The organism is Planomonospora corallina, assembly GCF_042650625.1.
GTDB lineage: Bacteria > Actinomycetota > Actinomycetes > Streptosporangiales > Streptosporangiaceae > Planomonospora_B > Planomonospora_B corallina.
The window spans coordinates 197546-206268 of the sequence record NZ_JBHSBM010000005.1 but is presented as its reverse complement, the minus strand read 5'-3'; the positions used below and the strand labels follow the sequence as shown (position 1 = coordinate 206268).

At 75.6% G+C, this 8723-nt stretch carries 8 protein-coding genes; 5 read left to right on the top strand and 3 right to left on the bottom strand.

The annotated features are described in order from the left end of the window. Positions 1 to 37: 37 nt before the first annotated feature. A complete protein-coding gene (locus tag ACFOWE_RS01580) occupies positions 38 to 442 on the bottom strand; it encodes a VOC family protein (RefSeq protein WP_377284922.1) in 405 nt (134 codons plus the stop codon). Between the two features lie 88 nt (positions 443 to 530). Here ACFOWE_RS01580 and ACFOWE_RS01575 point away from each other — a divergent pair, with 88 nt between their 5' ends. From ACFOWE_RS01575 to ACFOWE_RS01555, 5 genes are all read left to right on the top strand, one after another. Next, positions 531 to 1547 (top strand): helix-turn-helix transcriptional regulator, encoded by a 1017-nt coding sequence (locus ACFOWE_RS01575; RefSeq protein ID WP_377284921.1) that lies wholly within the window; start codon positions 531 to 533, stop codon positions 1545 to 1547. A 113-nt stretch (positions 1548 to 1660) separates the two neighbouring features. After that, positions 1661 to 2230, top strand: coding sequence for a PadR family transcriptional regulator (locus tag ACFOWE_RS01570; RefSeq protein ID WP_377284991.1), 570 nt, complete (start codon positions 1661 to 1663; stop codon positions 2228 to 2230). Between the two features lie 116 nt (positions 2231 to 2346). After that, positions 2347 to 2727: an SgcJ/EcaC family oxidoreductase gene (locus tag ACFOWE_RS01565; RefSeq protein WP_377284920.1), complete on the top strand. Its 381-nt coding sequence runs from the start codon at positions 2347 to 2349 to the stop codon at positions 2725 to 2727. Beyond that, positions 2724 to 3122, top strand: a complete 399-nt coding sequence (locus ACFOWE_RS01560; protein ID WP_377284919.1) for a hypothetical protein — start codon at positions 2724 to 2726, stop codon at positions 3120 to 3122. Before ACFOWE_RS01565 ends, ACFOWE_RS01560 begins: the two co-directional genes overlap by 4 nt. Before the next feature lie 182 nt (positions 3123 to 3304). Beyond that, positions 3305 to 4009: a class I SAM-dependent methyltransferase gene (locus tag ACFOWE_RS01555; protein ID WP_377284918.1), complete on the top strand. Its 705-nt coding sequence runs from the start codon at positions 3305 to 3307 to the stop codon at positions 4007 to 4009. 40 nt (positions 4010 to 4049) lie between these two features. Here the strand turns inward: ACFOWE_RS01555 and ACFOWE_RS01550 are convergent, their stop codons facing one another. Next, the gene (locus tag ACFOWE_RS01550; RefSeq protein ID WP_377284917.1) at positions 4050 to 5366 is read right to left on the bottom strand and encodes a threonine/serine exporter family protein; all 1317 of its coding nucleotides are present in this window, start codon (positions 5364 to 5366) and stop codon (positions 4050 to 4052) included. 37 nt (positions 5367 to 5403) lie between these two features. Next, positions 5404 to 8619: a chromosome partitioning protein ParA gene (locus ACFOWE_RS01545; protein ID WP_449301194.1), complete on the bottom strand. Its 3216-nt coding sequence runs from the start codon at positions 8617 to 8619 to the stop codon at positions 5404 to 5406. Positions 8620 to 8723: the final 104 nt, after the last annotated feature.

Sequence of the window (8723 nt, the reverse complement as noted above, 5' to 3'; positions counted from 1 at the left end):
GGTCACGTGTCCCGGCCGGCGCCGTCCGGGAAGCGCGTCACCGGTCCAGCATCTCGAGATAGTGCCGGTTGTACATGACGCCGAGGACGTTGCCGAAGGGATCGACCACGGAGGCGGTGACGAAACCGGGGCCGCGCTCGACCGGCTTGTCGTGGACCGTGGCGCCCAGGGACAGCAGCCGCTCGAAGGCGGCCTCGACGTCGTCCACGTGCCAGTAGACCACCACGCCGCCGGCCGTCCCGGAACGGGGGTGGGGCGCGAAGCGGCTGTCGACGATGCCGAGCTCGTGCAGGTGGTCGCCGGCGCGGAACTCGACGTAGGCGGGCGGCCCGTCCACCGGGCGCGTGAAGTACGGCTCGACGCCCAGCAGGCCGGCGTACCAGCGGGCGGCGGCGGTGACGTCGTCGGCGAAGAGGCTGACGGTGGTGAGGCCTCGCAGCATCGGGGGTTCCCCTCTCGGTGGGTGACGTCTCCCATGCTCCGCCGTAAAGTGCTCATCTTCTGAGCACTTTGCGGGAGAATCCGGGACCATGCGCGCTGACCGTCTCGTGGCCGCCCTGCTGCTGATGCAGGTCCGCGGCAGGGTGACCGCGGCCGAGCTGGCCGCGGAGCTGGAGGTGTCCGTCGCCACCGCCCGCCGGGACCTGGAGGCGCTGTCGGCGGCGGGGGTGCCGGTCTACCCGCAGCCCGGCCGCGGCGGCGGCTGGTCCCTCGTCGGCGGCGCCCGCACCGACCTGTCCGGCCTGACCGCGGCCGAGGCGCAGGCCCTGTTCCTGCTCCTCGGCCCCGCCGCGGCCGTCTCCGCCGAGGCCCGGGCGGCGCTCCGCAAGCTCGTGCGGGCCGTTCCCCGCACCTTCCGGGCCGACGCGGAGGCCGCCGCCGACGCCACGATGGTCGACCCCGCCCGGTGGGGCGGGCGCGACCGCCCCCGGCCCGCGATGGTCACCCTGCTGCAGACCGCCGTGGTCCGCCGTCGCAGGGTCCGCCTGGCCTACGCCGGCCGTACCGGGGAGCCGTCGCGGCGGCTGGTCGACCCGTGGGGCCTGGTCGACAAGGACGACGTCTGGTACCTCGTCGCCGGGACCGGCCGGGGGCGGCGGACCTTCCGCGTCGACCGGATCACCGGCGCCGAGGTGACGGACGAGCCCGCCGAGCGTCCCGGCGACTTCGACCTCGCCGCCGCCTGGCAGGAGATCGCCGGCGAGATCGAGCTGCGCCGCTCCCGCACCTGGGCGACCGTGCTCGTCGAGGAGCGGTTCGTACCGGTCCTGCGCGACCAGTTCGGCCGGCACTGCCACCCCGAGGAGGGACCGGGCGGCCGCCCCGGGGACGGACCGGGCGGCGGGACCGGCCGGGGGCGCGTCCGGGTCCGCCTCGCCGCCCCCACCCCCCTCGACATCGCCCGCCACCTCGCCGGCTGGGGCGCGCTGATCGAGGTCGTCGAGCCGCGCTCCGTGCGGGACGAGCTCGCCCGCATCGGCGCCGAGCTCGTCGCCCGCCACGGCGGCGCACCGCGCCCGGCCGCTCCCGCCGCACCGGAACGGTAGGAATGACCGCACGGCGGATCTACCGGAATTTCCTTGAAGATTGCTATAGTGCGTAATGCAATATAGAAGGAGGCATCACCGTGGCCAGGCGTCCTGATCTAGTCGGATTGACCGTGCTGGCCATGCTCTCGGTGCGCGCCTGCCACCCCTACGAGCTCCACCGCCTCATCGTCGACACGCACAAGGACTATGTGACGGGGTTGCCCAGAAGCCTCTACCACGCGGTCGAGAGGCTCGCGGGCGAGGAGCTGATCATCCCGGTCGCGACCAGCAGGGAGGGGCGCCGCCCGGAGCGCACGGTCTACGAGATCACCGACGAGGGCCGCAGGGAACTGTCGACCAGGCTCCGCGCCCTCCTCGAGAACCCCACCCCCGACCGCCGAGCGTTCGCCGCGGCCGTCTCCCTCGTCGGCACCCTGCCGGTGCCCGACGCGCTGCGCGCCCTGCGCACCAGGGCGGCGGCGATCGAGGGACTGCTGGCCGGAATGAACGCCCATCTGCGCGTCATGAAGGACAGCGGCCTGCCCGACGTCCTGATGATCGAGGTCGACTACGAGCGCATGCTGAACGAGGCCGAGCTGTCCTGGGTGCGGGCCGTCATCGCCCGCCTGGACTCGGGGGAGCTCGGCTGGTCGGACACCACCCGGCATGACCTGTTGTCACAGGTGCTCGACGAACCATGAGAAAGCGGCTGCCAGGGTGCGCCAACACCCTGGCAGCCGGAGATCCGAACAAGGCGCCCGCCCTGTCTGGACTCGCGATCCCCAGGATAGGCGCCACGACCGGAAGGAATCGCGCCATGTCCGTGCACACGGAGATCATCGGCCTGCTCACCCGCCTCGCCGAGGCGTGGAACGCGGGCGACGCCACCGCCTACGCCGGCCTCTTCACCGAGGACGCCGACTACATCACCTTCAACGGCATGCACAGCGAGGGGCGGGTGGCCATCGAGTCCTCGCACCGCCGGCTCTTCGACGGCCCGCTCAGGGGCTCGACCATGTCCGCCCCGGACGGCCGGACCAAGGTCAAGCCGCTGGCCGACGAGGCGGTCCTGGTGGTCGCGAGAGGCGGCACCGACCTGGCGGGCGAGCACCGCGAGTCGATCGTCTCCTTCACCGCCGTCAGCACACCCGGAGGCTGGCGGTTCGCCTCCTTCCAGAACACCCGGGTGGCGCGGTGAGCGCGAAGAAACTGATCACCGAGGTCGCCGGGATCGTCGAGGCGCCGGTCGCCGCGGTCTTCGACGACCTGGCCGGCGCGCTGCTGCCCGAGGGCAGGCGCACCGGCCGCTTCACCGTCGAGGACCTGCCCGGGCACACCTCCACCGTGGAGGTCGCCGGCCACACCATCTCCTTCCAGGGCGGCTGGTGGTACCGGGGCGAGTGGAGCGTCGAACCGCACCCCGAGGGCGCGCTGCTCGTGCACCGGGTCTTCAACATCGCACAGAGGATGCGGTGGGGCGTGCCGGCGGCCAACCGCTTCTTCATCGGCTTCGCCGGCAGCACGCGGCGGAGGTTCGCCGAGAACCTCGCCCGGATGGGGCAGCGGTTGGGGTGCGGGACGCGCCTGCTGTAGGAGACCTCCGGATGCCCGGCCCCCGCCGTGGACGGCCGCGGGGGCCGGGCATCCGGAGGGCGGGTGCCGCGCCCGGGTCGCGTCCCGGCGCCGCCCGGGACGGCGGGTGCTCCGCGCCCCGGAGAAGCGTCGCGCCCCGGAGAATCGCGCACGGCCGCCCGCGACGTCCCAGAATGGCGGGCATGACCCCAGAGCGGATCTACCACGGCACGGGCCCGGGACCGATCACCCCGGACGGGTGCGCGGTCGACTACTACGCCACGCTCACCGCGGGCGGCGAACCGGAGCTCGTCCACGCCGCCGTCCCGCCCGGGGCGAGCATCCTCGAGCTCGGCGCCGGAACCGGGCGCGTCACCCGCCCCCTGCTCCGACTCGGGCACGAGGTCGTCGCCGTCGACGAGTCCCCCGAGATGCTCGCCCACATCACCGGCGCCGAGACCGTCTGCTCCCCGATCCAGACCCTGGCCCTGCCCCGCGCCTTCGACCTGGTGCTGCTGATGTCGTTCGTCGTCGAGACCGCCGACGACGCCCTGCGCGCCGCGTTCCTGCGCACCTGCCGCCGCCACGTCGCCGACGACGGCTGCGTCATCCTGCAGCGCAAGCCGCCCGAGTGGTACGACACCGTCCGGCCGTTCGAGCGCCGGACCGATGACGGCCGCATCGTCCGCATGACGGCCGTCAGCCGCCCCGGCCCCGGTCTGCTGGAGGCCACCATGGAGTACACGATCGGCGAGCGGCGCTGGACCCACACCTTCGTCAGCCGCCGTCTCGACGACGACCGCCTCGGCCGCGAGCTCGACCGGACGGGCCTGGCGCTCGCCGGGTTCCTCGACGACGAGCGCGAGTGGGTGCGCGCCGTCCCCGCCGGCCCGCCGTACCAGGGATGACGCCCCGCCGTACCGGGGCCGGCGGATCCGGGGCCCGCCCTCAGTAGCCCCTGGTACGGCGGGCGGCCGGGCGCCGGATCCGCCTGGCCACCTCCACGCCGCCGAGGGCGCGCAGGATCTCCGCGCCCAGCATGACGCCGGCGCCCAGGGCCAGCGCGGTCGACAGGGCCTGCAGCAGGCTCGTCAGGCCCGCCGAGGTGTGGTCGAGGCTGATCTCCAGCATGGCGCGGTACAGGGCGGTGCCGGGCAGCAGCGGGCAGATGGCGGGGACGGTGAGGACCAGCGAGGGGATCCGGGCGCGCGTGGCGTAGGCGGTGCCCAGCAGGCCGACCGCCGCCGCCGAGACGGCCGTGGCCAGCACGACCGGGACCTGCCAGTAGGTGGTCAGCTGCACGAAGACCGCCCAGATCAGCGCACCGCCGACCGCCGTCTGCAGCAGGTGGCGGGGCGGCACGAGCAGCGCGACGGCGAACGCCAGTGTCACCCCGACGGCCCCGAGGAGCTGCTCGGCCCGCAGCGAGAGCGGGGCGACGGGCACGTTCTCCACGCTCAGCGGCACGCCGAGCCGCACCGCGACGTACAGCGTGAGGCCGATCCCGCAGATCACCGCGGTGATGGTGAAGAAGACCTCGAAGAGCCGCCCGGTCGCCGTCACGTACTCCCCGGCGATGCCGTCCTGCACGCAGGCCACCATCAGGCGGCCGGGCAGCAGCGCGACCACCGCCCCGACCACCACCGCCGAGGCCGTGACCGGCGCGTCGGCCCAGATCAGCAGGACCGCGACCAGTGAGCCGAGCATCGCCGCCACCGCGAGCTGGAAGAACTCCGCCACGCCCCGCCGGGCCAGCCACGCGCTGGCCCGGTCGCCCAGCACGGTCGCGAAGAACGCGGCCAGCGCCACCTGCGGACCGCCGCCGACCAGGATGCTCGCCGAGGCGGCGATCAGCGCGAGCGCGACCACCAGGAGCCAGTTCGGGTAGACCGGCACCCGCCGGGTGATCCGCCGCAGCCGCGCCCGCGCCTCACCGATCGGCACCGACCCGGCGGAGATCTCCCTCACCAGGTCGTGGACCGCGATCAGCCGGTCGTAGTCGGGCAGGCGGCGCCGGACCCGCCGCTCGGCCGTGGTCGGGGCGCCGCCGTCGGCGGGCACGTGCGACAGCGTGATGGCCGACAGGTTGACGTCGGCCTCGCAGTGCGGCACCCCGTAGGCGTCGGTGACCCCGCGCATCGTCGCGGAGACGATCTCGGTGGCCTCCCCGCTGCCGAGCAGGAGCTCGCCGACCCGCAGCGCCAGGGCCATGGCGCGGTGGACGTCGGACGTGTCGGCCTCCCGGCCCGGTGGCGAGGCCGGCACCCGCTGATCCCTCCCAGAGACGGACTCCTCCACGAGGCTAACGGCTCACCGCCGCCGCCAGCGCGCGCACCCGCCCGGCGTGCCGGTCGTGGCCGACCACCACCGGCGGCTCGTTGTACGGCAGGGCGTCGGAGGAACGGCGCAGCTTGACGTACTGCCCGCAGGCGTCCACCGCGTAGGGCTCCATGTCGTCCTGGAGGGCGCCGATCACCGTGATCCCGTAGGTCTCGCCGATCCGCCGGAACAGCGCCACGGCCTCGCGCCGGTGCTCCTTGCCGAGGTTGCGGCCCAGCTCGTCCAGGACCAGGCAGAGGTGCCCGCCGCCGGAGGAGGCGATCGCCGCGGCGCAGACGAGCTTCACGGCCTTCTCGTCCATCAGCGCGGTGTTGGCCCGCCGGTTGTAGGGCACGAAGGGCTGCCCCTCGCCCCGGCGCCACTTGGGCGTCACCCGCCACGCCCAGCGCTGCTCCGGGTCGGCGGGGGCGGCCGGCACCGGGAACTCCAGCGTCGCGCCGTACCCGCCGTAGGCGGTGTCCAGCTTGTCGAACTCCTCGGCCACCCGGGCCAGCCGTGCTTTGATCGCCGCGGTCAGCGCCGCCCGGTGCACGGCGGTGGACTGGGCGGCCTCCTCGGCGCCCTTGGCGGCGGCCGTCAGGTCGCGCTGCCGGGTGGCGAGCTGGGCCTCGATCTGGCGGCGCTGGTGGCGCTCGTACTCCTCCTGGCCGCGCAGGTAGGAGGCGAGCGCCGCGCACACGCCGGGGAACGTCGCCTGCTCCCGCGCGGTCCGGCCCGCGCCGGGCTCGGTCCGCCGCCGGATCAGGAACAGCAGCTCCTCCGGCATCTCGCCGTCCTCGCCGGAGGACCCGGCAGGGGACTCGCCGGAGGACCCGGCGGGGAAGGTGTCGCGCAGCGCCTCGTCCAGGCGGCGCTCGGCCGTCCGCCACCACTCCTCGGCGGTCAGCGGGCGCTCGGCCTCGGGCAGCGCCCGCAGCCACTCGCGCCCCTGCTCGGCGGTGCCGCCCCACTCGCGGGCCAGCTCCGCGAGGCCGAGCGCCTCGCGCTCCGCCTCGACCGCGGCGGCCCGCCCGGCGGCCTGGTCCCGCTCGGCCTCGTGCCGGGCGCGCAGGCCCTCCAGCCGTTCGATCTCCATGTTCCTGGTCCGGGAGCGGAAGTCCAGGGCGCTCGCCCGCCGTTCGGCCTCGGTGACGGCCGGGGCGAGCCGGGCCAGCGCCTCGGTCAGCTCGGTCAGGCGGGCCCGCCGCTCGGCCAGCCGCCGCTCGACGTCGGCCAGCTGCACGGCCGCCCGGGCGCCCTCCAGCCGCCGCCCGGCCTCGGCGACGGCGTCCTCGGCGGCCCGCACCGCCTCGGCCGCCGTCTCCTGCAGGTCGCGCGCCCGGTGCAGGCGGAGCTCGGCGGCCTTGATCCGGGCCTCCCGGCCGGTGGCGACCGCCTCGAAGGCCCCCACCACGGTGACGCCCGCCGCGCTGACCAGCACCGAACCGGGCAGCGCGGCCAGGGCCCGCGCGGCCGCCGGAAGGTCGGCGGCGTCCACGACGACCGCGTGCTCCTGCGGCCAGCCCCGCAGCCCCGTCACGGCCGCGGGCACCACCGCCCCGCTCCCGCTCCCGGTCCCGCTCCCGGTCCCGCTCCCGGTCCCGCTCCCGGTCCCGCTCCCGGTCCCGCTCCCGGTCCCGCTCCCGGTCCCGCTCCCGGTCCCGCTCCCGGTCCCGCTCCCTGTCCCGGCCCCGGTCCCGGTGCCCTTCCCGCTCTCCGCGGCCTCCGTCCCGCTCCGGTCCGCCGCGGCCCCGGCTGCAGCCCCGGCGGCCCCGGTGGCCCCGCCGTCCCGGGCGTGCTCGGCCACGTCGACCGCGTCGAGCAGGCCGGTCGCGCCCACCCCCGCCTCGGCCAGCGCCCTCAGCTGGGCGGCGGCCGGGCCGCCCTCGGCGTCGTCCAGCGCGGCCCGGGCGTCCGCCACCTCGCGGTCGGCCACGCCCAGCGCCTTGAGCACCGCGCTCAGCCGGGTCCTGGCCTGCGCCAGCTCCCGCTCGGCGGCGGGCACGTCCCGGCCGTCGGCCAGCCGGCGCCGCTCCTCCAGGCCGGGGATCCGGCCGCGCAGCTCGTCGGCGGAGTTCTCCGCCACCGCCCGGTCGGCGTCCAGCCGCGCCGCGCGGGCCTGCAGCGCGGCCAGCTCGGCGCGGGCCTCGGCCAGGCCGCGGTCCAGCGTGTCGTCCTTCAGCGTGGCGATCTCCGCCCGGACCGTCTCGGCCGCCTCCGCCGCCCGCTCGCCCCCCTGCCGGAGCAGCTCCAGGGCGGCGGCGAACTCCGCGTCCCGGTCCGCCGCGTCGGTGAGCCTGCGGGCGAGCCTTCCTCGCCAGCAGCGCAGCGCGTCCGCCAGCCGCACCCGGGCCCGGTCGCGCCGGTCGAAGGTGTCCAGCAGCGTCCGGGACTCCTCCTCGAACTCCCGGAGCATCTCCACGGCCCGCTGGGCGCGCACCCGCTTGGCGTGCTCGTCGCGCCGGGCCTCCCGCTCCTGGTCGAGCTCGGCGTCCAGCCCGGTCAGCGCGGCGATCGCCTCGAAGACCCGCTCGGGGGAGATCTCGTTGAGCGGCTGGGAGAGCAGGTTCGTGGCGACCTTGCTCCGCACCGAGGTGGACAGGAACGACACGCATCGCACCCGGTCGCCGTAGAGGAACCTGGTCAGGTCGCGCGCGACCACGTCCCGCCGGCCCGCCGAGCGCGGCAGGCCCGCCCACACCTCGTCGGCGCGGGCGACCCGCTCCGCCTCCGAGACGCCGCCGGCCATCCGCACCCCCCGCGTCCAGCGGACCTCCAGGTGCGGCGCCTCCTGGTTGACCCGCAGCCACACCGTCACCGCGTCGGGCAGGCCCTCCTCCCAGACCCCGGGGTGGTCGAAGACCCCCACGATGTAGCCGTGGCCGGCGCTGGCCCACGTCCTGCCGCCGCCCCCGGCCGCCAGCTCGGCGTTGAACAGCAGCTCCGTGACCGACCGGGCGCCGGAGGCGAAGCGCCACTGCTCGTCGCCGAGCAGGGCGGTGATCATCGCGATGAACGAGGACTTGCCCGCTCCGTTGGAGTCCTTCGGGCCCGCCCCGGCGACCACGACGAGCGTGCCCGGCACGATGGGGACCGGGTGGGTCGACAGGCGGGAGATGTTGACCGCCTGCACGGCGATCAGCACGCGGTCGCCGACCACGTCGGTGTCCGGTCCCGCCGTCCGGATCTCCACCGGCATCAGGCTCGGCTGCTCGGCCAACCTCGTCGTTCCTTTCCTGCTGTCGTGTGCTTCAGCCGGGACCGGCGCTCCGCCGGTCCCGGACGGCCCGCGCGGCGGGGTGC